Genomic DNA, 25,976 nt, shown 5'->3' on the forward strand with positions numbered 1-25,976 from the left:
TGAAAAAATCGGCCCTGACATCAAAGATTCTGTTTCATGTATTCATGGTTTTGTTGTCGATCATTATGATTTTTCCAATTATATATATATTTAATCATGCATTTAAGCCATATCACGAGTTGTTTGTATATCCTCCAACCTTTTTTGTTCGTGAGCCGAATATTCAAAACTTTGTTGAACTGCTATGGGTATCTTCTAATTCAATTGTTCCGGTATCTCGGTATTTATTCAATAGTTTTTTTATTTCAGTTCTGAGTGTCGTTGGCGTTACAATCGTGAGTGCATTATGCGCCTATCCATTATCGAAGCATCCCTTTCCGGGACGTAAATTTATTTTTTCGACCATTATATTAATGCTTATGTTCACGCCTGAGGTTATTCAGATTCCTCGTTATTTGGTCGTCAGCAATTTAGGCATAATGAATACGTATTGGGGACATTTGCTCCCCGTGCTTGCACTACCTGTAGGTGTCTTTCTATTGAAGCAATTCATTGATCAAATACCTGACGCATTGATCGAAGCGTCACGAATAGATGGAGCAAAAGAAATCGTCGTTTTCTTTCGGATCGTCATTCCAATGTGTATGCCAGCCATTGCGACGGTTGCCATTCTTGCCTTCCAAAACTCATGGGGGAATCTAGAAACCTCTTCGTTATTTATGCAGGATGACGAAATGAAGAACTTCCCGTTCTTCTTGTCCACATTGACAAGTAATCTTGCCAATAATGTAGCGCGGCAAGGTGCAGCTGCGGTAGCGGCACTTATCATGCTTATTCCTAATTTAATTTTCTTCGTCATTTTGCAAGGGAAGGTCATTTCTACGATGGCACATTCCGGTATTAAATAGGGGGTGAAACGATTGAAGAACAGGAGGCTGCGCATTCATCCGGTATTTATCATTCTAATTGCTGTGGTTTACATATCGTGGCCCGGCTTGCAGGCTTCAGCCTCACAACTTCCGTATGAAACGTATTACAAGGACGGATTCGGGCAATTGGTGAAAACTCAGGCGGCGTATATTCCGGCCGGTATAATCGGCAGGGACCAAACCATATTGGGAGAGGAATCGGCGAACTCTAAGGAAGCGCCAGTACTAACACTTAACCGGCCTAAAGATATATTTGTGGATGAGAAGGATCACATTTATATAGCTGATACAGGCAATAACCGAATTGTTCATCTTGATCAAGACGGTCGGTTCATTCGTGAAATGACAGTAAACGAAAGTCCACTTAAAGGTCCTAGCGGTCTGTTCATCGATAAGCTGGGTGAAATATATGTCGCCGATACAGGGAATAATCGGGTCGTTAGACTGGATGACGAAGGGAAACTGCTGAAGGAGTTCGGGCGTCCCGTTTCGAGCTTTTTACCGGAAGCATTCAAATACGATCCAGTTAATCTCATCGTGGATAAGCGCGGATTTATTTATGTAACGACGCTTGGTGCTTACCAAGGCTTACTTCAACTTAATCCAGACGGAGAGTTTCAGAGCTTCTTTGGCTCCAATAGGGTTGCATTCTCTTTATTTGATGCTTTCAAGCGTTTTGTTTACACGAGAGAGATGTATCAAAGAGAGCTTAGTAAGCTTCCTGGAGCTATTGCTAATTCCGCAATAGACAAGGACGGGTTTATCTATACCGTTACAAAAGAAATAGAGACCGATCAAATTAAAAAACTGAACATTGCCGGCTTGAATCAATTAATAGGTAAAGGTGAATTTGCATCCTTGCAAGCGGATAGGTCCTATGGTGAAGTACTTGAACGTAGACACGATGCACCAAGTCCTCAATTAAGCGATATTACAGTCGATGTAGCTGGCAACATTACGGTTACCGATACGGTGATCAATATGATTAGCCAGTATGATAGAAATGGAAATTTGCTATTCTTTTGGGGCGGAGACATCATTAATGCGACTTCTAAATCAGGAGTAGTGAAAACGCCTGCCGCGATTGCAAATAATTCCAAAGGCGACCTTCTCGTGCTCGACAGTGTTAATAATCTAATTCAAGTGCTGCGTTTATCAGAGTTTGGCGAGTTGGTACATAAAGCGAATCAATTAACTCAAGAGGGACGCTATGAGGAAAGTGAACCTTTATGGCAAGAGGTACATCGCTTGAATGCTCAGTATACGCCCGCTTTGATTGGGCTAGCTAAGGCGGCATACAAGCATGAAGATTATGAGAGTGCTGAACAACTATTTTATCAATCAGGTGTAGTTGGAGGATATTCAGAATCGTTCTGGCAAAATCGGTTGGAATGGTTTCAGAGGAACTTTGGCCTGATTATGAACATTGCACTCATTATCGGACTACTCTATTTATTTGGGAATCAGATCACCAAGCGACTAGGTTTACAGAAACGATGGAAGAATCATTTTCAGGTGAATAATAAATTGTTGCTGCAATTAAAGCATGCTGGTTATGTAATCAAACATCCAGTTGATGGGTTTTACGCCATTAGATATGAGAATAAGGCAGGTTTATGGAGTAGCTTGATTATACTTATCGTTGCACTTACATCGTTCGGCTTCATGGAGGCAGGTATCAGCTTTGTATTTAATCCCGCGGTTTTTGTAGGTGTGGATATATGGCCGATTGTGGTACAGTTTAGCGCGATATGGTTCGGATGGGTTATCTCTAACTATTTGATAAGCTCCCTTCTTCGCGGAGAGGGAAGGTTTAGAGATGTGTTGTATGGTAGTTCCTATGCCCTAATCCCCATTATTCTTATAGGATTACCATTGACTCTCTTATCGAATGTCATGACACTTAATGAGTTAGCTATTTTTAACTTTTTGGAATGGTCTGTCGTGTTATGGACGGGGCTACTGTTCGTATGGATGGTTCAAGGGATACACAACTATACGTTTATTGAGGCACTCTTTAACATCCTCTTATCCGTTATTACTCTTATCATTATGGTTATTTTAATCTTCATATTTATTAGCTTAAGTGCAGAACTCATTAACTTTATTTATTCCTTGTATCAGGAGGTGATCATACGATGACCAGTGTTAAATTCAAATACAGATTAATTACAAAGCTCGTTTGTATTACAATTGTGCTGGTCGGGTTAGTATGGATGCTCATATGGGTTTGGAATCCATCGAGCGAGGACACTGACTTAGCGGTCGATGCAGAGATATTGTTCGATTCAGTTGGGGTAATCCCTGTGGAACAGGGATTACCCGTTGAGGAGCGTTTCAAGCAGGTAGCTGAAACAGAATCATTGAAGTTGCTCATCGACAGCACAACAGCACACTTTCAGGTCATTAATAAATCGACTGGTAAAGTATGGCGTTCTTATCCTGATCCGCAGTATTGGGATAAGGAAACTGTCCCTACTGTTTGGAAGAATAACTTGTCCTCCCCAGTAATGGTTGAATATGTGAATGTGGAGAACTACAAATCATTATCCATTACGACCAGCCTAATCGAAGATAAGGGCTATCTAGAAAACTTTAAGACAACCGAGAATGGCTTTACTGTAACGTTCGTCTTACCGAAGGTACAATTTAAAATCCCAATTGAAGTAAGTCTGAAGGATGATTATGTTGAGACGAGAATCGTTGACTCCGGCATTATCGAGGGGAAATTAAGCTTACTCAATGTTAAGCTCTATCCTTTGTTCGGTGCGCAACCTTCGGTTGGGCAAGATGGCTATATTATGCTACCAGATGGTTTAGGTGCGCTGATACGTTTTGATTCTGAAAGAATCATGCAGCAATTAACCTATAACGAAAGCGTATATGGCAATGATCTATCCTTTTATAACGAGAATACAGATAGACAGCGAATTTCAATGCCGGTATTTGGGTTGAAGTCAGGTGATCAGGCATTTCTGGCTGTGGTGGCCGAAGGGGAGCCATTCGCCAATATTTATGCAGCCCCATCGGGTGCGGTCGGAGCGTCCAACTGGGTAACAACTGAATGGCAATATCGCAAGCGTTTCTTCCAAAGCGTGAGTAAGAGTACGGGAGAAGGCTTCTATACCTATAGTGGAGGTAAATTCGTTACAGATAAGCGAGCTACACGTTACTATCCGCTTGCACCAGAAGAGAGTGATTACGTTGGTATGGCTGCAGCCTATCGAAGATACTTGATCGATGTACAAGGCGTGAAACCACTAGAAGCGACTAAAGAGGATGTACCGCTTTATATTGATATTGTAGGAGGAGATATTGAGAAGGGATTATTTCTTGATTCTTACTTAAAAGGAACGACGACGGATGAAGCAACTACCCTCGTAAACGACATTTACAAGCTTGGCATGAAGCGTTTGTCCGTTAATTTTATAGGCTGGCAGCAGGATGGCTATAGCACGCATGGCGGATATTTCCCTGTAGATAGACGGATTGGTGGAACCAGTGGGATGAAAGATTTCATATCGTTTGCTCATTCCTTGGATATACCCGTCTATTTGACAGCAAATTATACGTTGAATAATAATGGCGATGATCATTTCTGGTGGAGACGTGATGGGCTGCGTAATTTGGCTGGTACGGTTCTAGAAGATGTAAAGGATTCCGATCAAGAAGCAAGTTCATTTGTAAGTCCAAAGTTTTACGAAAAGGTAGTTACCTCGGATTTGGACAGTTACAAGAAACTTGGGGCAGACGGTATCTATTTCGAGGATGGGATTGGTCAGCAGGTGAATACCGATTTCAACAGCCGTTATGTATCAAGCCGTGTTGATATCGTGGATGTGCAACGAAGCATATTCAAGCAAACAATCGATACGCTCGGATCTGTTACAGCTAATAATGTTAACTTCTATGCGCTTGACCAAGTTGATCATGTTCATCGATTGACTGGCGATTATTCATATGATGTATTTATTTCCGAAGAGATTCCTTTTGCACAAATTGTCCTGCATGGACTTCGCACTTACACATTGGAATATTCAAACTTACGGAATGAATTCGACAATGAATTTTTACGAAATATTGAGTATGGGGCATACCCAACTTATGTATTCACGGGTGATGCAGCTGCTGACTTCAAGAACGCTTATTCATTATGGTACTACAGCCTGAACTATAAGGTTTGGATTGACCAGCTGACTCATGAATATACGAGAGTGAACGAAGCTTTAGCAGCTGTGCAGGATCAGTTTATTACAGGTCATCATACTTTAGCGCCCAATGTGAAAGAAACGGTTTATGGTGATCAATATCGCATTATCGTGAATTACAATTTGACTGACTACAGTAAGGATGGACTTGTTGTTCCTGCGAAGGACTTTGTCGTCATTAAAGGGGGAACAGCGAAGTGAAACTAAAACGTAAGCTAGAGTCTACCACGATCCGCAAACTTGAAGGCTCTTTATTTATAGCGCCTTGGGTATTCGGATTTGTAACATTCGTGGCATTCCCCTTATTCTATTCGCTATATATGAGCTTTCATCAGGTGAGAATTACAGTGGACAAAGTCAATTACACATTTATTGGCTTTCAGCATTACCGGGAAATACTCGTTGCGAACGGGAGTCTGCTCTATGAAGAGCTATTTCCTTTTCTACAAGAGTCAGCGATGATGATACCTATCATTCTGGTGTTTTCCCTACTCATCGCGATCTTGCTTAACATGAAGTTTCCAGGACGAACATTGTTTAGAGTGATATTCTTTCTTCCTGTTATTTTTTCCTCGGGTCAAATTGTGCAGGAATTTATCGCTCAGGGTGAGGGATCGCTGAGTATCATGGAATCGCTTAGAATTGATTCTTATTTGCGAGAGTACGTTCCGGGTTCTTGGATATCACCGATCCAGAATGTTATGGGATCATTTGTACTCGTACTGTGGTATTCAGGTGTGCAAATTCTGATCTTCTTAGCAGGTCGACAAACACTACCGGCAGCGGTCTATGAGGCATCACGTATCGATGGCTCAGGACCCTGGAATACCTTTTGGAGAATAACCCTGCCAGGTCTGATTCCATATGTCTTCTTGAACTTGATGTACACCGTTGTCGATTTATTCACATTCCCATCGAATCCAATCGTGAGTCGAGTCAACACTAGCAATTACGGTAGCTCCAGTGCATTGGCTTGGATTTATTTTTCGATTATTCTAACCGTCGTGCTGCTCACCTTATTTCTGTACAGCAGGGTGAACAAGTCATTTTCAGGAAAACGATAAATAGGAGAGAGGTGAGATCATAGTGAAACTAATAAAAAGGGGACACCTACCGGTGAAGCTATATTCCGATGATACGTTGCGTAAAGGATTGGATTTGCTTAAACATCGAGTAATCGGTAGCGAAATCGACAAAGGCATTCTTTTTAAAGTGATTATATATATCATTTTGATCAACGTAGCCTTTATTTACCTTAAACCCATTCTCTACATGGTAACTACGATGGTTAAGGATGCTAAGAACATACTAGATCCGTCTGTCATTTGGGTGCCGAAAACGATATTCCTTGGACATCTCAAAGAAGCAGCAGAAATGCTGAAATATGGAAAAAGCTTTGCGATCAGTATATCGCTTGCCGCTTCGGTAGCAGTGCTACAGGTGTTTTCTTGCGCAATTGCCGGATATGCCTTTGCTCGTCTTGATTTCCCTCTGAAAAAACTATGGGGAGCCTTACTGTTATTTACGTTTATTATGCCTCCACAAATCACAATATTGCCGTCAATCATGCTGTTCAAAGAGTTTGGCTGGTTGAACACCTTTTTGCCCATGGTTGTACCTGCGTTATTTGGACATGGACTAAAGGGTGCTATGTTTGTAATCATATATCGATCATTCTATTCCACGTTGCCAAAGGAACTGGATGAAGCGGCCAGAATAGATGGGGCAGGTGTTTTTCGGTTGTTCTTCCGCGTGATGTTTCCACTTTCGAGATCGGCGACCATTGTCGTTGTTCTATTCTCATTCGTATGGAATTGGAATGATTTCTACTTCCCATCGTTATATATGTTTACGGCTGAGAATGTTCCATTATCCATTACGTTAGCGAGGATGGCGGGTGAAATGAAGCTGGCAGAAGGTGCAGGTCAATTAACGGTATATGCGGAAGCGATAAAAATGGCAGCATCCTTCCTCATTATTATGCCGCTACTGGTCATCTATTTGTTCGCTCAGCGTTGGTTTATAGAAGGTGTGGAACGGACTGGACTGGTGGAATAAGTTGTTGACAAACTAAAGTAGTGGTGTTAAATTTACATCACTCTAAGTTTTTAAATAAACACATCAGAATACTATGGATTAATCGACCGGATAACCGGAGACTGCCTTTGAGGCATCTCCGGTTATTTTTTTGTAACCAAAATACTAATTCAAAAGAGAGGGGCGTAAGAGGAGTTATTTCTGACATCTGAGTTAAGAGAGATGTATGGTTCTAAAAAATGAAGCAATAGAAAAGGGGAAACTAAAAATGACTATAAATGATCGCAAGTTACATTTAAATGTATTTCTGCGGGCAACAGGGCACCATGCAGGTTCTTGGCGTCATCCTTCGTCTAGCCCCGAGCATGAGTTAGATATTGATTTTTTGACAAATCTAGCTACAATCGCAGAACGCGGTAAGCTTGACTCCATTTTCCTTGCAGACGGCTATGCAGGAGGTCAAAGTAAATTTGAGCCGTTCACCCTCCTATCGGCGCTAGCGTCAGTGACGGAGCATATCGGATTAATCGCTACGGTAGGAACGGTATATAATGAGCCATTCCATGTGGCTAGACAATTCGCCTCCTTGGATCATATTAGCGGAGGTAGAGCTGGATGGAATATTGTAACGGGCGCAGGATCAGCTGCCCATAACTTCAGCAGGAATGAACACCCTGAGCATGCAGAGCGCTATGAAACGGGTGAGGAATTCGTCGAGGTCGTGAAGCAGCTGTGGGACAGCTGGGAGGACGATGCGCTTATATTCGATAAGCAGGCTGGCAAATTGGTTGATCCGAATAAGGTTTACGAGATTAACTTTAAGGGTAAGACATACGCCGTCAAAGGTCCATTGAATATACCACGTCCGCCCCAAGGCTACCCCGTACTGGTACAGGCGGGCTCCTCCGAGAGAGGCAAGGAATTGGCTGCGAAGACCGCTGAAGTCATCTTTACCGCGCAGCAAACTTTTGATGCAGGTCGTGAATTTTACAGCGATGTGAAATCAAGACTGGCTAAGTATGGAAGAACACATGATGAACTCGTTATACTGCCAGGCCTTGCTCCAATCGTTGCGGATACGGAAGCGGAGGCAAGAGACATCGAGGAAGAATTGCATTCGTTAGTAGACACGAAGGAAGCTCTTCGAAGTCTGTCGGAGCGATTCAATGTTGATCTATCTGATTATCCGCTCGATGCTCTAGTACCGCTAGATCAGGCGAAGGCTTCGGAGGAGTTCAATGGTATTCGTAGTCGTCAAGAAGTTGTTATAGATGCTGCACGACGAGAGAACTTCACCATTCGCCAGCTCCTCTACCGCAGCAATGGGGGGCATGGCCACGTTACCTTCACTGGATCGGTCCTACAGACCGCTGACTTTATCGAGAAATGGTTTAAGAATCATGCAGCGGATGGATTCAATGTATTGCCGCAGTTGTTCCCTTCAGGTCTTGAGATCTTCGTGGATAAAGTGATTCCCGAATTGCAAAATCGCGGCTTGTTCCGTACCGAGTATGAGGGGAGAACGCTGCGTGATAGCTTAGGGTTACAACGCCCTGAGAACACACGTTTTCGCTCGTTGAAAGTATAAATATCATTTACTAAAGGGATGAGAGGGATCGACATGAAAAAAATGATGTACACCATTAGTATCAGTTTGCTTATTATAGCGCTAGTAGCTTGTGGAAACAGTAAAACAGTTCCAGAAAGTCAGACGACAGTAAATATAAATGGTTCTAATAAGGTTAATGAAACTGCGGAAGTTGCCCATTTCAAAAAACTCGGCGATGAGCCTCTTAACTTAACCTTTTACAGCGTGGGAGCTACTTTCACGGATGTAGAATTCGAAGTCATGATTGCGGGTCCGATTCATACTAAGTACCCGAATGTGACGATTGAACGGATTACGCCTGCGGCGACAACGACTCCGGAAGAAGTGCTGTCTACGCATGTTCCAGATATTATATTCGGAGCTGTGACGCAGCGAGTCATTCGTACGGGAGTTTATCAGGATTTAAGAGAACTAATCAAAAAACATAAATTGGATGAAAGCCGTCTTAAGCCGATTGGTTATGACTATATTAAGGAAATTACGAAAGGACAGGGCGATGCCGTACTTGCGCTTCCTTTCAATATTAATCAGCACGTTCTGTACTACAATAAGGATATTTTCGATAAATTCGGTGTTCCCTATCCGACAGCAGAGCAATTGACATGGGATCAAGCGATCGAAATTGGAAAGCAACTAACTAGAACGGAAAATGGCGTTAATTATATCGGTCTTGTTGTAGATAATTTAACAGGTTTAAATAAATCACTTGGCTCGCCGTATGTGGATCGGGAAACGGGTCAGGCAGCACTTGACACCCCAGAATGGTTGCGAATATTTGAGCTATACAAGGAAATCGTGGATATTCCAGGGTATGTAACTACCGATGGAACTTGGAATTGGACACGTGATCATTTCATGAAAGATCAGAACATCGCAATGCGTGTTTCTTGGCTGGCGAATATGGTTGGTCCATTGGAAGAGCTACGGCAGCAGGGTGTTGAATTCAACTGGGATATTGCACCGGTTCCGAATTTCGATGATCAGCTTGGCAAAACAAGAGAGGCACAAATTCATTCTATTTCTATCAATAGTCAAAGCCCTCATCAGGATGAGGCTTTCCAGGTTATTGCTGAGATATTATCGGATGAAGGACAACGGATTATCGCTAGAAATGGTAGAGTTCCGTCTGTTATTAATCCGGAGCTTGAGAAAGAATACGGTGCAGAAATTCCAGTGTTGCAAGGAAAAACGGTTCAAAATGTATTTATCGGTGAACCGATTCAAGAGCATTATCAGCATCCATATGAGTCGGAAATAACGATAAGACTTACAGAAGCAGCAGAGGATATTGCCATTCATGGGCTTGACGTGAACTCGGCGATACGTAAAGCAACGGAAGCAATCAATAAGGATGTTGAAACATTAAAAACGACGATAGGACAATAATGAATGAAACAAGGGGGATAAGAAATGAGTAGCCAGCAACGTAAGTTGAATCTTAATGCATTTTTGTTCGGAACAGGTCATCATGAGGCTTCCTGGAGGCTTCCGGAAGCGCAGCCGGAACGGAATCTTGATTTTCAGCATGTACTTGAAATCGTACAGACTGCTGAGCGTGGGTTGTTAGATTCCGTTTTTCTAGCCGATGGGTATGCAGGGCGATCCAACAAATTGGAGCCATTTACTGAACTGGCAGCACTTGCGAGCAGAACGAAGCATATCGGACTGATTGCCACGGTCGGCACTACTTATAATGAGCCCTTCCATGTAGCGCGCAAGTTCGCTTCGTTGGATCATATTAGCAGGGGGAGAGCCGGCTGGAATATTGTAACCGGGGGTGGATCGGCTGCATTGAATTTCAGCAGAGAGGAGCATCCCGAGCACTCGTTGCGATATGAAGAAGCCGATGAATTTGTAGATGTTGTAAAGCAATTATGGGATAGCTGGGAAGATGATGCGATTATTAATGACAAGGTAGCGGGTATTCGCACCGTCAAAGGAAAAGTACATGAAATCGATTTTAAGGGCAAATATTACGCTGTGAAAGGTCCACTTAACATTGCACGACCACCGCAAGGATATCCGGTATTGGTTCAGGCTGGTTCATCGGAGAGTGGTAAGGAATTTGCTGCGAAATCTGCTGAAGTTATTTTTACAGCGCATCAGAACTTTGAGGATGCACAGGCTTTTTACACGAATGTGAAATCACGTCTTGTCAAATATGGACGTACAGCCGATCAACTGAAAATATTACCTGGAATTAGCCCGATTATTGCTGGAACGGAAGCAGAGGCTAAAGAAATCGAGAATCAATTATTCGAACTGGTTAACAAAGACGGCGCAGTTAAGAGTTTGTCTGAACGTTTAGGCATTGATTTGTCGGAGTATCCGTTGGATCAACCATTAACTCTTGAAGGCGTGCGTGAAACGGAAGAGGTCAACGGAAATAAAAGCAGACATCAACTTATATTAGATTTGATTCGTAAGGAAAACTTGTCCCTACGTCAATTAATTAATCGTTTGGCTGGTGCTAGAGGCCACTTTACGTTTACGGGGACACCGCTTGGGCTGGCAGATGTGATTGAGAAATGGTTCCTGAATGGAGCAGCTGATGGATTTAATGTAATGCCACAAATATATCCTAGCGGATTGAACATATTCGTTGACAAGGTCATTCCTGAATTGCAGAATCGTGGCTTATTCCGTACCGAATACGAAGGTACCACGCTAAGAGAGAACCTTGGACTTGCAAGACCAGCTAATACTCGCTATCAACTGAGTTCGACTCTGTAGAACGTTTAGACATAGAATGGGAGGAATATTAGAAATGAATGAAACTATTCAATTATTGAAGAATCATCGTTCGATTCGTAAGTACAAACCGGATCCTATTTCGGATAATGAATTGGAACAAATTCTACTCTCCGCGCAGGCTGCTTCTACTTCGTCGAACATTCAAGCCTACAGTGTAGTAGCCATTAGGGATCCTGAGAGGAAGAAGCTTCTTGCGGAGCTTGCTGGGAATCAGAAACATATCATTGAAAGTAGTGTTTTCCTCGTATGGTGTGCGGATTTAAACAGAATTAAAGTTGCAATTGAGCTCCATGAAGATACAAAGATGCATCAAAATGTAGAATTATTTCTACTAGGCACCATTGACGCTACATTGGCTGCTCAAAACGCAGTAATCGCGGCTGAATCGCTTGGATACGGTATCGTATATATCGGAGGTATTCGCCTTAATCCAAAGGAAGTATCCGAACTATTGGAGTTGCCACCTCTTGTATATCCAGTCTTTGGTCTATGTATAGGGGTTCCCGATCAAGAGCCTGATATTCGTCCAAGATTGCCGCTAACGGCGGTTTACCATAAAGAGGTATACCATGAAGAAGGTCAGCTCGGAGATATTGAGGAGTATGATGCAATTACTCATGAATATTATGCGACTCGTAGGGCTGGTGGAAAGGGCGGGGATCAAGATACAATATGGTCAAAAGAAATGCTAAAAAGATTCAATCAAGAGCGTCTTCGCGATCATTTACACGGTTACTTGCTTGGTCAAGGGTTCGAATTGAAGTGAATTTACTCAAGAAGCTTATAGATTTATACTATTGACAATAAAGATGTATCGTAATAAAATTAAAACATAGTATTCAACTGTATATAGTAAGAATAGATTGACCGGACAACCGGAGATTTAGCCAAATAGGCTAAGTCTCCTTTTTTTTTGTTAAAACGATGAATTGAGGTGTGGGAAATGAGTGAAGAGCCGCTGGACAGGAAGGTGCACTTGAATGTTTTCTTAAGAGGGGCTGGTCATCATTCCGGTGCATGGAAACATCCCGAATCGAATCCGAAAGAAGATCTTGATCTAGAGTATTATGCGACAATCGCCAGAATAGCAGAGCGAGGTCTGTTGGATTCGTTATTCATGGCAGATAACTATTCAGGTCTCGGAAGAAGACTAGAACCGTTTACTCTGTTGTCTGGTTTAGCGGCATTAACGAAGCATGTGGGTCTCATTGCGACAGTCAGCACAACCTACAATGATCCTTATCACGTTGCACGCAAATTCGCTTCGCTTGACCACATAAGCAAGGGACGGGCTGCATGGAATATTGTTACGGGTCATTCGCAAACAGACGCTAGCAACTTCAACAAGTCCGTGCATCCTGATGTAGCACAGCGCTACGAAATGGGTGATGAGTTCGTAGAGGTTGTAAAGCAATTATGGGACAGCTGGGAAGAGGATGCGCTTATTTACGATAGGAAGAACGAAGTCGCGATTGATACGAGCAAAGTGTACGAAATAAACTTTCAAGGGAAATATCATTCAGTCAAAGGGCCGCTGAACATTCCACGTCCACCCCAAGGTCATCCAGTGCTCGTTCAAGCCGGATCGTCGGATAGAGGAAAGGAATTAGCTGCGAAAGCAGCGGAGGTGATATTCACAGCGCAGCAAACGCTCGGAGCTGCACAGGAGTTTTACACAGATGTTAAGGCACGGTTGAAGAAATATGCCAGGACGCCAGAGCAAATGCTTATTATGCCTGGGCTTAGTCCAATTGTCGCAGATACGGAGGCTGAAGCACGAGATATTGAGGATGAATTTAATGCACTGCTTAATCCGAAGCAATCTCTGCAGCGATTATCCAACTATTTTGAGGTTGATTTATCGGAGTATTCGCTCGATGACCTCGTGCCAGTTGACAAAGTAAAGCCATACGGATCGATCACGACCGGCATAACAAGTAGACAAGAAGTTGTAGTTGATGCCGCGCGAAGAGACAATATGACGATTCGTCAATTTCTTGCTCGAAGTGCTGCAGGTCATGGACATGTATCGTTCACAGGCTCTGTCATACAGACAGCCGACTTTATAGAGAAATGGTTCAAGGAGAGAGGAGCAGACGGCTTTAACATTTTGCCTCATATTTATTTCAGCGGCTTTGAAACGTTTGTAGATAAGGTTATCCCTGAATTGCAAAACCGAGGTCTATTCCGTACCTCATATGAGGGAACTACGCTTCGTGAAAATCTTGGTTTGGCACGCCCTGATAATATCAATAAGGCAATATGGGCATTGGGTAGGCAAGTCGAGCAAGTATAGTTGTCAAATCATTGAATACTTATAAATCGAAGGAGGAAGTTAATATGTCTATACAATATCGTAATTTAGGAGCTAGCGGCCTGAAAGTAAGTGAAATCAGTCTAGGAAGTTGGTTAACCTACGGTGGTTATGTTGAACGTGAGAATGCAGTTAAATCGATACAAGCAGCATATGATCTTGGTATTAATTTCTTTGATACAGCTAATGTTTACGCGAAAGGCGAGGCAGAGAGAGTAGTCGGTGAGACATTGCGAGCTTATCCTCGTGAATCCTATGTGTTGGCTACGAAGGTACATGGGCGAATTGGTGACGGACCTAACGATCGCGGATTATCTAGAAAACATGTTATTGAGCAAGCCAATGCCAGTTTGAAACGCTTGGGTGTCGATTATGTGGATGTGTATTACAGTCACCGTTTTGATCCGCAGACTCCCCTTGAGGAAACCTTGCGCGCATTCGATGATTTAGTACGCCAAGGAAAGGTACTTTATGTAGGCGTGAGCGAATGGTCTGCAGCACAAATTACCGAAGCCTTCGCCATTGCAGATAAGTCTTTGTTAGATCGAATCGTAGTTAATCAACCCATCTATAATTTGTTTGAACGCTATATTGAGAAAGAAATCATTCCTTTAGGTACGACGAAGGGCTTCGGACAGGTTGTTTTCTCTCCTCTTGCTCAAGGACTTCTAACGGGTAAATACACTTCCGTTGACCAGGTTCCAGATGAATCGCGTGCAGCTCTTCATGAGAACTTCCGTAAACATATTACTGCCGATAAGTTGGAGAAGGTTAGACAGCTTACGGATATTGCACAAGAACTTGATATTACAGTTAGTCAGCTAGCATTAGCCTGGATCCTGCGCCAACCTAATGTCTCTAGTGCTTTAATCGGCGCAAGTCGTCCAGAGCAGGTTGTAGAGAATGCAGCTGCATCCGATGTTGTGTTGAATGAGCCTACGCTACAATATATTGCTTCGATCATTGATAATGAGCCTATTTTATCTGGGCGTTCTTCCTAGAGCGGGGCAATAACATTCTGCTTGAAAATATAACTAGGATCCAGTAAAAGAACGACTATTTACTGGATTTTGGTATGAAGAATAAACTTCAAGATTAGGAAGTGATCGTTTTATTGAAATCACAGCGAATACTGTCAGACTTTTTCAGAAAGACGTGGTATGTATATCTATTGTCTATTTTTTTCCATCTGTGCTCAAATGTCATTAATGTTAATTACCCGAAGGTTCTAGGAGAATTTACTGACAAGTTAAGTATAGGCGGGTTGACGATTGAATTGATTGAAAAGTACAGTTTACAGCTTCTCTACATTGGTGTAGGTCATGTTCTATTTAATGGCTTAGCCATGTACTTAGTGATGTATGTGGGTAGAAAATTCGAGTTCATGGCTAGAGGCCGATTATTTAAGCATTTCACACAATTAAGTGAGAATTTTTATTCGTCGAACGGTGTTGGCAAGCTGCTGAGTTACTTTATGAATGATGTGACTTCCGTGAGAGAAGCGATAGCGATGGGGGTAAATGCATCAGCGAATGCGATCATTTTATTGATTTCGGCAGTAACAATGATGCTATTAAGCGGTATTCCGTACTATTTAATTCTGGCTTCTATCATTCCACTCCTCATTATTCCATGGATCGTTACTAGTCTAGGTCCAATCATAAGGCAGCGATCATATAAGGTACAGGAAGCACTTGGAACAATGACAGAAACGGCGGAAGAGCAGTTTGGCGGCATTCGCGTAACAAAAAAATTTGCAGTAGAGGATATTATGAATCATCGATTCGGTGAAACGGTTGATCAAATTCGCCACCACCAATTACGTTTAGTGCGCGTATCCTCATTCTTTCAAGCAATAATTCCTTCATTAGGTGCCTTCTCATTAATTATTGCACTTGCTTTCGGCGGCTACTTAACCATTAAGAATGAAATTACATTCGGGAATTTTATAGCGTTGACGCTTTATATTCGGATGCTTATGAATCCTTTGCAGCAGATCGGTAATGTCATTAATACGATTCAGCGTTCACGTGCTTCGGTCGAGCGGTTAAATGATCTACTTTCTAAGAAATCGGATATTGAAGAAATAGAGAATGCAAGATCGATCGATATGAATAGTGCAGGTATATCCATAAGAAACCTATCATTCTCGTATGGAGAATCATCTAATAAAGTGCTAGTGGATATCCAATTGGACATTCATCCCGGAACGACGCTAGGTATTGTCGGACGTACAGGTAGTGGTAAGACTACGCTAATGAAGTTATTGCTACGTACCTATGATCCACCGCCAGGAACTATTTTTTATGGCGATACGGATATCCGAGAGATGACGCTTGAAAGCCTGCGAGGGCAGATTGGTTACGTTCCTCAGGATGGGTTCTTGTTCAGTACGACAATCAGGGAAAATATATCTTTTTACAAACGAGATGCAGAATTCAAGGCAGTAGTGACTGCTGCGCAACAAGCTCAAATTTACGATAATATTATTGATCTTCCGTATCAATTTGAAACAAGGCTTGGTGAACGCGGATTAACGTTATCAGGTGGTCAACGGCAGCGAACGAGCTTAGCTCGCGGACTCATTAAGGAAGCGCCGATCATGATACTTGATGATAGTGTCAGCGCAGTGGATGCTGTAACCGAGACAGATATTATTGAATCAATACAGAAAGAGAGAATTGGAAAAACAACAATTATCATTGCACACCGCCTTAGTGCGATTAAGCATGCAGACGAAATTATTGTGTTAGATGAAGGCGTTATTGTGCAACGCGGTACTCATCAGGAGTTGCTCGCACAGAATGGACTCTATGCAACACTTCATTCTATTCAGGAGGAGGGGAGTCAACATCAACATGCGGATGCAGCAGGCAATTCATAACTGGCAACAGGATCAGAAGGCTGATCCTAATATGCCAGAGCAGAAGCCACAGTATGTTTCAGCCTTTCGTGCATTATCCGGATATGTGAAACCGCATCTCTGGAAATTTATTGGTGTCTTCATCTGTACATTAATTGCGATATCCTCGGAATTGCTGCAACCGTATTTAATGAAGATCGCTATAGATGATAATTTATTGGCAGGCAAAAATGATTTCGCAGGACTTCTAAAGATAGGTGCATTTTATTTGGGATTAACCTTGTCAAGTTTTCTATTTACGTATTTGCAAAGCAATTTGCTTCAGCATATCGGTCAGAGTATTGTAGCCAAGATCCGCAAGCAGCTATTCGGACATATTTTAAAGCAATCTATGGGGTATTTCGACCGTATGTCTAGCGGCAGTTTGATTACTCACGTATCGAGCGATACGGAGGCGCTCAATCAGTTTTTCAATCAAGTGTTATTGAGCTTGTTCCGAGATGGCCTGACGCTACTGTTCATTATCATATTGATGTTCCAACTGGATACAACACTGGCACTTTATTGTTTAATTTTACTACCGATTATTTTCTTAATTGCCATGGCTTTTCGCCCGTTTATGCGTAAGACGTATCAACTTGCTAGAACGAGATTGTCTCGTATGGTGGCATTTGTAGCAGAGAACTTATCGGGGATGAATTTGGTACAGGTGTTTCATCAGGAGAAGGAGCAACTGAAGCAATTCGATGAACGGAATGAATCCTACTTCCGTACAAATATTCGTGAAATAAGAACGAATGTCGTCTTTGGTCGTACCTTTGATATTTTGAGTAATCTGTCCATTGCGTTAGTGACATGGATTGGCGGTAATGCTGTGTTAGGGCACAATCTTGAATTTGGTGTTCTATATGCATTTATTACGTATATTCGTCAGTTTTTCCAGCCTATCAATACGATTACACAGCAGTGGAACACGCTCCAATCAGCTACCGTTGCCATCAGTCGTATTTGGTCTATCTTCGCCATCAATCCGGAAATTACGGATAGTGAAACATTGAGAACTGAGAAGCAACCCATAGACTATCAGAAAGAAGCCGGTAGCGGTAACAGTGAGTTAAACCATTTAATTTCTGAGCATGTGAAGGGAAAAATTGATTTCGATCATATCTCATTCTCGTACGAAGAAGGTAATCCTATCATCCGCAATCTGGATTTGCATATTCAAGCTGGTGAACTCCTTGGTGTTGTTGGGACGACGGGGGCTGGAAAAAGCTCACTGATTAGCTTATTGTGCCGCTTCTATGATGTGAATGAAGGTAACGTTCGGATTGATGAGACGGATGTGAGACATATTCCACAGGCAACTTTACATCGATTAGTGGGCTTGGTGCAGCAAGAGCCTTATCTTTACTCAGGAAGCATTATAGATAATGTGCGAATGTTCGACGATACCATTACCACAGAGGAGGTTATACACGCTTGTGAATTCGTCGGAGCAGACACCATTATCAGAAAAATGAGTAACGGATATGAGACGAAGCTTTCTGAGCGCGGTAGCAGCTTGTCTGCTGGTGAAAGACAGTTGATCTCCTTTGCTCGTATCATTGTATTTAAACCGAAAATTCTCATTTTGGATGAGGCTAGTGCGAATTTGGATTCACAAACGGAGCAATTAATTCAGAATGCACTACAAATTGTTTCGAAAGACAGAACGACGATTGTTATTGCACATCGATTGTCCACCATCATGCAGGCAGATCGGATCATTGTCATGAGTCAAGGAGAAATTGTCGAGCAGGGCAATCATCAGGAGCTACTGGATCAAAAAGGCCATTATGAAGAGCTCTATCAACATTCTATAGGACATTTGGCAATCGATATAAGGTAGTGACGGCCCCAGAATTTGTTGAAGGGGAAATAATATATGGGAGGTAGAAGGAAATGACGCTTGTAGTAAATAATATTACGGATTTAATTGGTCGAACACCTCTAGTTCGATTAAACCATGTGGTACCTGAAGGAAGTGCGGACATTTATTTGAAGTTGGAGTTCTTCAATCCCGGTAGTAGCGTGAAAGATCGTATCGCAATCAGTATTATTGAAGAGGCGGAGCGTGAAGGAAAGCTGAAGAAGGGCGACACGATTCTTGAAGCTACGAGTGGCAATACAGGAATTGGTATAGCGCTTGTCGCAGCTGCTAGAGGATATAAAGCCATTCTGGTTATGCCGGAATCGATGAGTCTTGAGCGTCGCAACCTGCTTCGCGCATACGGGGCTGAACTTGTATTGACGCCTGGATCGGAAGGGATGAACGGAGCTATTCGGGTAGCAAATGAGCTCTCCATCAAGCACCCAGAATATTTCCCTGCTCTGCAATTCGATAATCCGGCAAACGTGAAAATTCATCGTGAAACGACAGGCCCTGAAATTGTAGCGGCCATTGAATCGTTAGGTGGTGAGCTGGATGGTTTCGTAGCGGGAATTGGAACGGGTGGAACGATTACTGGAGCGGGAGAAGTATTACGCCAAAGGTTTCCTAATATTCACATTTCTGCAGTTGAGCCAGAAGCTTCACCGGTGCTATCGGGTGGATCATCAGGACCGCATAAGATTCAAGGGATTGGAGCAGGATTCGTTCCTTCCATTTTGAATACGGATATTTATGATGAGATTATTCAAATAAGCAATGAGCAGGCGTTCGAAACAGCTAGACGCGTAGCGAGGGAAGAGGGTATACTGGGTGGAATTTCCTCTGGGGCAGCCATATATGCCGCTTTGCAACTCGCCAGTAGGTTAGGTGTGGGCAAGCGTATCGTCGTGATTATTCCGAGCAACGGAGAGCGCTACCTGTCAACGGTGCTATACCAGGAGGAGCAACAGCTCTAAGAATATGTTCAACCAAAAAGCAGGTCCGGGGTAAACTACCTTGACCTGCTTTTTGGTATATATGATCTATTGTGTCCACTACGTTATACTAGCTCCATATGTTATTATCTTTAGAAGAAGACTTTTTTTTACAATGAGTTAGATCAGATTCAGTATTAATCATATATACAACCTGAATTTCGAATCATTAAGAGGTTTGCGAATGAAAAATCGAATAAAGGAGTGTTTAAATGCGAAAAATTGTGCTCGTTCGTCATGGTCAAAGTGAATGGAATCTGGAAAATAGATTTACGGGTTGGACCGATGTTGATTTATCGGAAAATGGTCTTGTTGAAGCAAGAAGAGCTGGAGAAATATTGAGAGATAATGGTTACTCATTCGATGTGGCTTATACTTCTGTTCTTAAACGAGCCATAAGAACTTTATGGATCATACTTGATCAAATGAATTTGATGTGGATTCCAGTACATAAGTCATGGATGTTGAATGAGAGGCACTATGGTGCACTCCAAGGATTGAATAAAGCTGAAACAGCTATAAAATATGGTGAAGAGCAAGTTCATCTTTGGAGAAGGTCGGTCGATGTAAGACCACCTGCACTTGGACTTAGTGATACGAGATACGATGGACTTGACCCACGATACAAAGAGATAGACGGGCAAATTCCCTTAACTGAAAACTTGGAGGACACAGAGAAAAGAGTACTAAATTACTGGCAACAAGTCATTAAATCTTCGATACTCTCTAACCAAAAAATTATTATATCTGCTCATGGAAATACCATTCGAGGACTTGTTCAATACCTCGATAACATCCCCTCAGACGGTATAGCAGATTTAAATATTCCAACGGGAATACCACTCGTGACACACCTCAGACTGATGATAAAAACGGCATTTCAGCAATTGGTTATTAAAATTATGTGAAAGGAGTTTAAAAAAATGAAAAAGAAAACTTTAATTATATCGATTGCCCTTCCTGCCATTGTTTTTGCCTCAATTATTTATCAGACTATTGACAATAAATCCACAAAAAGTCCCACTGGAACGCCGACCACTGCTGCAATAACAAAAAATGACGAAACCATAATCACCCATTACGATTTTCCGGTGGCTAGCAACTTAGGGGAAATGACAAGAGAAGCTCAATTCGTTGTTATTGGTGAGTACAAGAATTTTGATTCAAAATGGAATATGTTAAGAGATCCAAACAATGTTGAGTTAGAAGCTAAAGATAGTTATATGGAAGGACATTTGTATAATTTCGAAGTTAATGAAATTTTGAAAGGTGATCTTAAAGATACAAGTATCTTAGTAAATCATAAATATTCAACACGCATGGTTTACGAAGAGAATAATGAGATCATTAATAATGAAGGTTTAGTTGTTAAAGAAGCAACATCATCAAAAGAATACAACTTTGATAATAAGGATTTCCTTTACATAGAACCTGATATAGGCAGTAAATACATTCTATTTTTGAATGTGGATTCTGATTTTGGCAACTACTATGGAGCAATTGAACCTTTTTCAATCAAGCTCGATAAAAATGATACTGCAACATTGCAATCCAATCTAATTGGAAATAGCGCAACAAGTACAAAGTCTTTTAAAACAGACAAAAAAAATGTAAACATTGTTAATGAGACGGAAGGTTACATTGTTGACAGTATAAGTGGAACTAGTCTTGATCAATTAATTAATGAAATAACCACTGAGAAATAAATTTTATAAACCAAAAACAGGTGCAGTAAGTAATAATCTGGACCCCACCTCAAGGACACTAAAAAAAGAGCGGTTAAGAATGATTAGGCAGTTAACAATAGGTGATTCCTGTATTGAACGAGGCCACTAAAAAACTTACGTTTTTAATTTGTTGAAGATATGTTTTAAATTAAAAAGGCGATATTCCGTTCGAATTTGAACGGAATATCGCCATTCTCTTTATTCTTTTACTTTGATTCTTTCATGAGTGTAATGATTCGCTTGAGATTAACAGAAAATATTGCCATGGCACCTTGCATTTGCATGCTAATTAGACCCGAGGAGGACGCCACATCATACCCGTGTCTGTGTTTAAGTTCACTATTTTTTGCATCGATTTTATAACGCTCTTTTGATTTCTCTTTGGAATCATCGCTATTCTGAAATACCTCTTGTTCTTTATGTTCTATACCTGCATCTTTATTAAACTCAAATTCATCTTCTTTTTTACGAATTCCGTGTGTAATATTAGGATTTAATTTTTACACTAATTGTAATTCGTTGTGGTTGGCATATTGGATATTATCTTTCTCAGAATGGGCAGTATCTCCATTGACGGTGTCAATCTTCATACCCGTTTCACGGCTTTTTTCAATCAGTGTTTGAAGTTGTTTTCCATCATTTTTTTCACCCGTCGTAATCACCGCTACTGTAATTATACGTTCTTCATTCATAGCAAGATATGTTTTATAGTCAAAGAAAGAGGAATCGGCTGTTTTATGACCCACACGTGCATCTGGATCATTTGAGAGTTGAAGCTGCTCTTGATGATCTTCTACAATCTCTTTTAAATAGTTTAGCTTTTCTTTTACCTTGGGATATTCGCGAATTGATTCTTCTTTTTCCACGATATGAATGACCTTTCGGCAATACTTCAGTTCATCTTCTAATTCGTTAGTTGTTATTTTTGATGGGAATTTATCTTTCATTTTTTCATCGATTTGATAAACGGATTTTCGTAGCAGTTTGGACTTTTGCATTAAAATTTCTTTGGGAGATTTCTGATTGTAACGTGCTTTGGAATGTGTAGCGTCCACAATAATCGCGCTGCTTTTTATGATTTCTTTTTCCAATGCGATTCCCACTGTTTTTTGAATAAGTATGTCGAGCAAGTTTACATCTTTCAATCGAAGTTACGAAACTTCGTTAAAGAGCTCGGATTGATGACGCCATCTTCTGGCGCCATATCTAAGAAATATTTAAAGGACATGTCATATTTAGATCGTTCCACGACATCCACCTCGAATAGGTCGAAGATCGACTTGAGTAATAAATATTTAAACATACGAATCAGAGGCACGGCGTTAAGACCATTATCGAGGCAATAGTTATTCTGTAATTCTTCATGCACAAAGGAAAAATCTACGAGGTCATTTATTTGTCGTAGCATATTATCTTTAGGTACGACGATATCGTAAATAGCCATAAATGGACTGAGGTTGAGGGATTGTTGGTTTGGAATCATCCGAGTCACCACCTAGAATTAATACAATTATTATACAGCAAAACAGGACACTCTTCCTCGAAAAGATCGAGGAAGGGTGTCCTGAAATGGAGTTCTCAAGGCCTTCTAAAAGACGCCTGTATAATTTGAATCTAAAAAACATTAGAGGAGCGTAGCGAAGGGGGAATTTGGAACTGTAGGAGCGATAGCGACCGCCTTTGTCTCCGGATTTCATCTGCTAACAGCGGTACAATTCAAGAAATATGGAGACAACAGCGGCCGGAAGTCCAAATATTCCTCGTAGTTACAACTGATTCCTTAGGTGTATAGGTCTCAAATTAGTAGGGACTTTTTCAGTGGCCTCATAGCTTGAACACCTTTTTTTCAATTGTCCAGTCTATGGGTACCAGTGTAGTGATATGCTGTCTTTTTATATTTAGTTTACTTTTGAAAGAAACTAATATAGTATTTCACAAAGGGGATAAGCATTGTCCGCGTTAGGAGCAGACGTTGATAATCCGCACATTACAAAAGGTAATAGAGGTGATATACATGCATATGAAAACAGGCGTTGAACAGTCTGTATATGCCATTATTTTATTGAATATGCTGCCAGATAAAGCAGTATTACCTGGAGAGGCGATTAGTCAACAATTGGGAGCTTCAGCAACCTATTTTCAAAAACTGTTAAGAAAGTTAGTCAGTGCGGATCTAATTACTTCTGTCCCTGGAGTAAAGGGAGGGTTCAAATTAAAGAAAAAACCTGAAGAAATTCGGATATACGATATATATATTGCTATTGAAGGACAGCAGACGCTTTATTCTGCTAGTGGTATTTTTAACGATATGCTTGAGCTACAAGCAGAGGATCAATGTTGCTTGTTAACTGAATTAATGGAAGAAGCTGAATCTTCTTGGAAATCTGTACTGAAAAGGGAAACGGTTGCATCGATGTTCGATGATAATCACAAGGACCGCTTTAAATCAAAGATGGAATCTTTACAATCATGGGTTAACGAAAAAATGGTTTTGTAAAAGGGATAGGAAGTAGATTTGATAAGGAAGGGAAGTTAAATATATGAAATTAAGTGTATTGGATCAAGCACCTATAACCATCGGGAACACGGCAGAGGGCGCATTGAAAAAGGCGGAAGAACTGGCTATATTGGCAGATGAGTTAGGATACGCTCGTATGTGGATGGCAGAACACCATGGTGCAAATTCGTTTGCAAGCTCCGCGCCTGAAGTGACAGCAGCTCATTTGGCCGCTAAAACCAGAAATATCCGTATCGGTACTGGGGGAGTTATGATGATGCATTATTCCCCATTGAAACTTGCCGAAGTGTTCAAAACACTCAGCGCCTTTTCCCCTGGTCGGATTGATTTCGGTGTGGGTCGAGCTCCAGGTGGGGATACCAACGCTATGTACAGTTTATCTGAAGGACGTCAACTCATGTTGAACAACATGTATACTAAATTTGATACTACATTGAAGTTGATCAATGACGAAGTACCACAAGATGACTTATACAATAAAACGATCGCGATACCGTCCCAAATTGTTCTGCCAGAGGCTTGGCTGTTGGGTTCGAGCGGCAGTAGTGCGCTGAAAGCAGCGGAGATGGGCGTTGGGTATTCTTTTGCACAGTTCTTCAATGGTGCTATGACCAAAGAGATTCTAGATACCTACAAAAATAACTTTCAACCTTCAGCATTTATGGATAAACCTGAAATTAATGTGACTTACATGGTGACAACCGCTGAAACGAAAGAAGAAGCGGAGTTCGAAGCGCTACCGCAGGATCTTTTTCGCTTAATGATGATGAAGGGCCAAATCAAACAATTATTAACCCCAGAGGAAGCTCAGAAGTATCAGTTGACCGAAATGGATCGCATGCAAATGAAAGAAAGTCGAAAACTGCATCTTGTGGGATCAGTGAAAGAAATAGCAACGAGGTTACAAGAAGAACAAGAGCAGTATGGATTTGATGAGGCCATGATATGCAGCATTCCACATTCACAAGAGAAACGATTGGAAGTTTATCGTTTATTGGCGCGTGAACTGTTGTAAGTCTCGATAAAGAAATAGAGAAAATCATATAAAGGAATGAGGGACTAAGATGATTAAAAGTTTAGATCGAATTAATGAATTAGCAAGAAAACAGCGTGGAGAAGGTCTGACTCTTAGTGAGCGAGTTGAGCAACAAGGATTGCGTGAAGACTACTTACGTGAAATTCGAGGACAAGTTCTCAATACCATTTCAGGATTGACTGTGCTCGATCCACTGGGAAATGATGTTACACCGGATAAAGTTCGTATAGAGAAAGAAAAATCAGTGGATAAAAATAAATATATATGACACGAACCTACCCTTTTTTGACAAGCGGATCAATTTAGAGTAATATCCCCACATGTGATAAATGCCATCGTTTATGGTTCTGAACTCAAGGCTCTCTCTTTACAGGGAGAACCTTTTTTTGCATTTCACTTGCTAGGAATACAGATATGGGGGTGAGAATCGTGGATACTATGAATCGAAATCAAGTACTTATTGTTGAAGATGATAATAATATCAGACGTTTTATATCGATAAATCTAATCAATAACGGATTTGTGGTGAGTGAGGCTGCATGTGGGGGAGTGGCGTTACAGAGCTTCACAACGAATCGACCCGACGTTGTTGTTCTAGACATTATGTTGCCGGATGCCGATGGATTTGAAATCTGCAGGAAGCTAAGAGAGATGGACCCTGCGATCATCATCGTTTTTTTAACTGCACGCGGACAAGATCTGGATAAAATTAAGGGACTTGAAATTGGTGCTGACGATTATATTGTCAAACCATTTAATCCGTTAGAGCTTATAGCACGAATTAAAGCGATATTGCGGCGTACAGAGATTTCCTTCAAACCGCAAAGACTTGTACTGCAATCCGGTCCAATTCGGATAGATTTGAATGCGAATAAGGTGTTCAAACATGACGTCGTGATTGAATTAACGCCGAAGGAATTCCAAATGATTAGAACCTTTCTAGAACATCCCGATACAGCACTATCCAGGAATGAATTATTGAACCTCGTATGGGGAGAGGATTATATTGGAGATCCTAAAACGGTTGATGTCCATGTGCGAAAGTTAAGAGAGAAGATTGAAGATGATGGCTCCAAGCCACATTGGATCGAGACGGTATGGGGACTCGGATACCGCTTCAGGAAGGACGGTTGAAGA

20 protein-coding genes and 1 pseudogene are annotated in these 25,976 nt (G+C 41.5%); 20 read left to right on the plus strand and 1 reads right to left on the minus strand.

Features of this window, described 5'->3' with window-relative positions; translation table 11 throughout:
• The first annotated feature begins 44 nt into the window (after positions 1–44).
• The 16 genes from ACP8HI_RS08010 to ACP8HI_RS08085 all read left to right on the plus strand — a co-directional run bounded on the left by ACP8HI_RS08010 (position 45) and on the right by ACP8HI_RS08085 (position 21,264).
• Positions 45–848 (plus strand): carbohydrate ABC transporter permease, encoded by an 804-nt coding sequence (locus ACP8HI_RS08010; RefSeq protein ID WP_438351750.1) that lies wholly within the window; start codon positions 45–47, stop codon positions 846–848.
• Between the two features lie 3 nt (positions 849–851).
• On the plus strand, positions 852–3,011 hold the full coding sequence (locus ACP8HI_RS08015) for a YIP1 family protein (protein ID WP_438350581.1): 2,160 nt from the start codon (positions 852–854) through the stop codon (positions 3,009–3,011).
• The gene (locus tag ACP8HI_RS08020; protein ID WP_438350582.1) at positions 3,008–5,278 is read left to right on the plus strand and encodes a DUF5696 domain-containing protein; all 2,271 of its coding nucleotides are present in this window, start codon (positions 3,008–3,010) and stop codon (positions 5,276–5,278) included. Before ACP8HI_RS08015 ends, ACP8HI_RS08020 begins: the two co-directional genes overlap by 4 nt.
• Positions 5,275–6,141: a carbohydrate ABC transporter permease gene (locus tag ACP8HI_RS08025; RefSeq protein ID WP_438350583.1), complete on the plus strand. Its 867-nt coding sequence runs from the start codon at positions 5,275–5,277 to the stop codon at positions 6,139–6,141. The genes ACP8HI_RS08020 and ACP8HI_RS08025 overlap by 4 nt, the downstream gene beginning before the upstream one ends.
• Before the next feature lie 52 nt (positions 6,142–6,193).
• Positions 6,194–7,135 (plus strand): carbohydrate ABC transporter permease, encoded by a 942-nt coding sequence (locus ACP8HI_RS08030; RefSeq protein ID WP_438350584.1) that lies wholly within the window; start codon positions 6,194–6,196, stop codon positions 7,133–7,135.
• A gap of 247 nt (positions 7,136–7,382) precedes the next feature.
• A complete protein-coding gene (locus tag ACP8HI_RS08035; RefSeq protein WP_438350585.1) occupies positions 7,383–8,702 on the plus strand; it encodes an LLM class flavin-dependent oxidoreductase in 1,320 nt (439 codons plus the stop codon).
• 33 nt (positions 8,703–8,735) lie between these two features.
• Positions 8,736–10,109 (plus strand): ABC transporter substrate-binding protein, encoded by a 1,374-nt coding sequence (locus tag ACP8HI_RS08040; RefSeq protein WP_438350586.1) that lies wholly within the window; start codon positions 8,736–8,738, stop codon positions 10,107–10,109.
• A 24-nt stretch (positions 10,110–10,133) separates the two neighbouring features.
• The gene (locus tag ACP8HI_RS08045) at positions 10,134–11,456 is read left to right on the plus strand and encodes an LLM class flavin-dependent oxidoreductase (RefSeq protein ID WP_438350587.1); all 1,323 of its coding nucleotides are present in this window, start codon (positions 10,134–10,136) and stop codon (positions 11,454–11,456) included.
• A gap of 34 nt (positions 11,457–11,490) precedes the next feature.
• Positions 11,491–12,243: an oxygen-insensitive NADPH nitroreductase gene (nfsA, locus tag ACP8HI_RS08050; RefSeq protein WP_438350588.1), complete on the plus strand. Its 753-nt coding sequence runs from the start codon at positions 11,491–11,493 to the stop codon at positions 12,241–12,243.
• Between the two features lie 177 nt (positions 12,244–12,420).
• The gene (locus ACP8HI_RS08055; RefSeq protein ID WP_438350589.1) at positions 12,421–13,773 is read left to right on the plus strand and encodes an LLM class flavin-dependent oxidoreductase; all 1,353 of its coding nucleotides are present in this window, start codon (positions 12,421–12,423) and stop codon (positions 13,771–13,773) included.
• Positions 13,774–13,823: 50 nt separating this feature from the next.
• Complete coding sequence (locus ACP8HI_RS08060; protein ID WP_438351751.1) at positions 13,824–14,792, plus strand: aldo/keto reductase family protein; 969 nt, start codon at positions 13,824–13,826, stop codon at positions 14,790–14,792.
• A 113-nt stretch (positions 14,793–14,905) separates the two neighbouring features.
• On the plus strand, positions 14,906–16,675 hold the full coding sequence (locus ACP8HI_RS08065) for an ABC transporter ATP-binding protein (RefSeq protein ID WP_438350590.1): 1,770 nt from the start codon (positions 14,906–14,908) through the stop codon (positions 16,673–16,675).
• Entirely contained in the window at positions 16,656–18,542 is a 1,887-nt protein-coding gene (locus ACP8HI_RS08070; RefSeq protein ID WP_438351752.1) for an ABC transporter ATP-binding protein, read from the plus strand. The genes ACP8HI_RS08065 and ACP8HI_RS08070 overlap by 20 nt, the downstream gene beginning before the upstream one ends.
• Before the next feature lie 53 nt (positions 18,543–18,595).
• On the plus strand, positions 18,596–19,540 hold the full coding sequence (cysK, locus tag ACP8HI_RS08075) for a cysteine synthase A (RefSeq protein ID WP_438350591.1): 945 nt from the start codon (positions 18,596–18,598) through the stop codon (positions 19,538–19,540).
• 230 nt (positions 19,541–19,770) lie between these two features.
• A complete protein-coding gene (gene gpmA / locus ACP8HI_RS08080) occupies positions 19,771–20,466 on the plus strand; it encodes a 2,3-diphosphoglycerate-dependent phosphoglycerate mutase (RefSeq protein ID WP_438350592.1) in 696 nt (231 codons plus the stop codon).
• Between the two features lie 15 nt (positions 20,467–20,481).
• The gene (locus ACP8HI_RS08085; RefSeq protein WP_438350593.1) at positions 20,482–21,264 is read left to right on the plus strand and encodes a cardiolipin synthase; all 783 of its coding nucleotides are present in this window, start codon (positions 20,482–20,484) and stop codon (positions 21,262–21,264) included.
• Between the two features lie 227 nt (positions 21,265–21,491).
• On the opposite strand, the pseudogene ACP8HI_RS08090 reads toward ACP8HI_RS08085, so the two are convergent.
• Positions 21,492–22,768, minus strand: a pseudogene (locus ACP8HI_RS08090) (transposase).
• A 531-nt stretch (positions 22,769–23,299) separates the two neighbouring features.
• Between ACP8HI_RS08090 and ACP8HI_RS08095 the strand changes: the two are divergent.
• From ACP8HI_RS08095 to ACP8HI_RS08110, 4 genes are all read left to right on the plus strand, one after another.
• Positions 23,300–23,782 carry an RrF2 family transcriptional regulator gene (locus ACP8HI_RS08095; RefSeq protein WP_438350594.1) on the plus strand — a complete coding sequence of 161 codons (483 nt, stop codon included), beginning with the start codon at positions 23,300–23,302 and terminating at the stop codon, positions 23,780–23,782.
• 43 nt (positions 23,783–23,825) lie between these two features.
• Positions 23,826–24,818, plus strand: coding sequence for an LLM class flavin-dependent oxidoreductase (locus tag ACP8HI_RS08100; protein ID WP_438350595.1), 993 nt, complete (start codon positions 23,826–23,828; stop codon positions 24,816–24,818).
• A gap of 49 nt (positions 24,819–24,867) precedes the next feature.
• Positions 24,868–25,107, plus strand: coding sequence for a DUF896 domain-containing protein (locus ACP8HI_RS08105; RefSeq protein ID WP_438350596.1), 240 nt, complete (start codon positions 24,868–24,870; stop codon positions 25,105–25,107).
• A gap of 170 nt (positions 25,108–25,277) precedes the next feature.
• Positions 25,278–25,973 carry a response regulator transcription factor gene (locus ACP8HI_RS08110; RefSeq protein WP_438351753.1) on the plus strand — a complete coding sequence of 232 codons (696 nt, stop codon included), beginning with the start codon at positions 25,278–25,280 and terminating at the stop codon, positions 25,971–25,973.
• Positions 25,974–25,976 lie beyond the last annotated feature (3 nt).

The sequence above is a fragment of the Paenibacillus sp. FA6 genome (genome assembly GCF_051550225.1).
Taxonomy (GTDB): Bacteria; Bacillota; Bacilli; order Paenibacillales; family Paenibacillaceae; genus Paenibacillus_AQ.

Coding starts and splice junctions, on each gene's coding strand:
- ACP8HI_RS08040 (WP_438350586.1), top strand. CDS start 8,736: ATGAAAAAAATGATGTACACCATTAGTATCAGTTTGCTTATTATAGCG.
- cysK (WP_438350591.1), top strand. CDS start 18,596: ATGACGCTTGTAGTAAATAATATTACGGATTTAATTGGTCGAACACCT.
- ACP8HI_RS08045 (WP_438350587.1), top strand. CDS start 10,134: ATGAGTAGCCAGCAACGTAAGTTGAATCTTAATGCATTTTTGTTCGGA.
- ACP8HI_RS08035 (WP_438350585.1), top strand. CDS start 7,383: ATGACTATAAATGATCGCAAGTTACATTTAAATGTATTTCTGCGGGCA.
- ACP8HI_RS08095 (WP_438350594.1), top strand. CDS start 23,300: ATGCATATGAAAACAGGCGTTGAACAGTCTGTATATGCCATTATTTTA.
- ACP8HI_RS08055 (WP_438350589.1), top strand. CDS start 12,421: ATGAGTGAAGAGCCGCTGGACAGGAAGGTGCACTTGAATGTTTTCTTA.
- ACP8HI_RS08085 (WP_438350593.1), top strand. CDS start 20,482: ATGAAAAAGAAAACTTTAATTATATCGATTGCCCTTCCTGCCATTGTT.
- gpmA (WP_438350592.1), top strand. CDS start 19,771: ATGCGAAAAATTGTGCTCGTTCGTCATGGTCAAAGTGAATGGAATCTG.
- ACP8HI_RS08070 (WP_438351752.1), top strand. CDS start 16,656: ATGCAGCAGGCAATTCATAACTGGCAACAGGATCAGAAGGCTGATCCT.
- ACP8HI_RS08100 (WP_438350595.1), top strand. CDS start 23,826: ATGAAATTAAGTGTATTGGATCAAGCACCTATAACCATCGGGAACACG.
- ACP8HI_RS08010 (WP_438351750.1), top strand. CDS start 45: ATGGTTTTGTTGTCGATCATTATGATTTTTCCAATTATATATATATTT.
- ACP8HI_RS08105 (WP_438350596.1), top strand. CDS start 24,868: ATGATTAAAAGTTTAGATCGAATTAATGAATTAGCAAGAAAACAGCGT.
- ACP8HI_RS08020 (WP_438350582.1), top strand. CDS start 3,008: ATGACCAGTGTTAAATTCAAATACAGATTAATTACAAAGCTCGTTTGT.
- ACP8HI_RS08110 (WP_438351753.1), top strand. CDS start 25,278: ATGAATCGAAATCAAGTACTTATTGTTGAAGATGATAATAATATCAGA.
- nfsA (WP_438350588.1), top strand. CDS start 11,491: ATGAATGAAACTATTCAATTATTGAAGAATCATCGTTCGATTCGTAAG.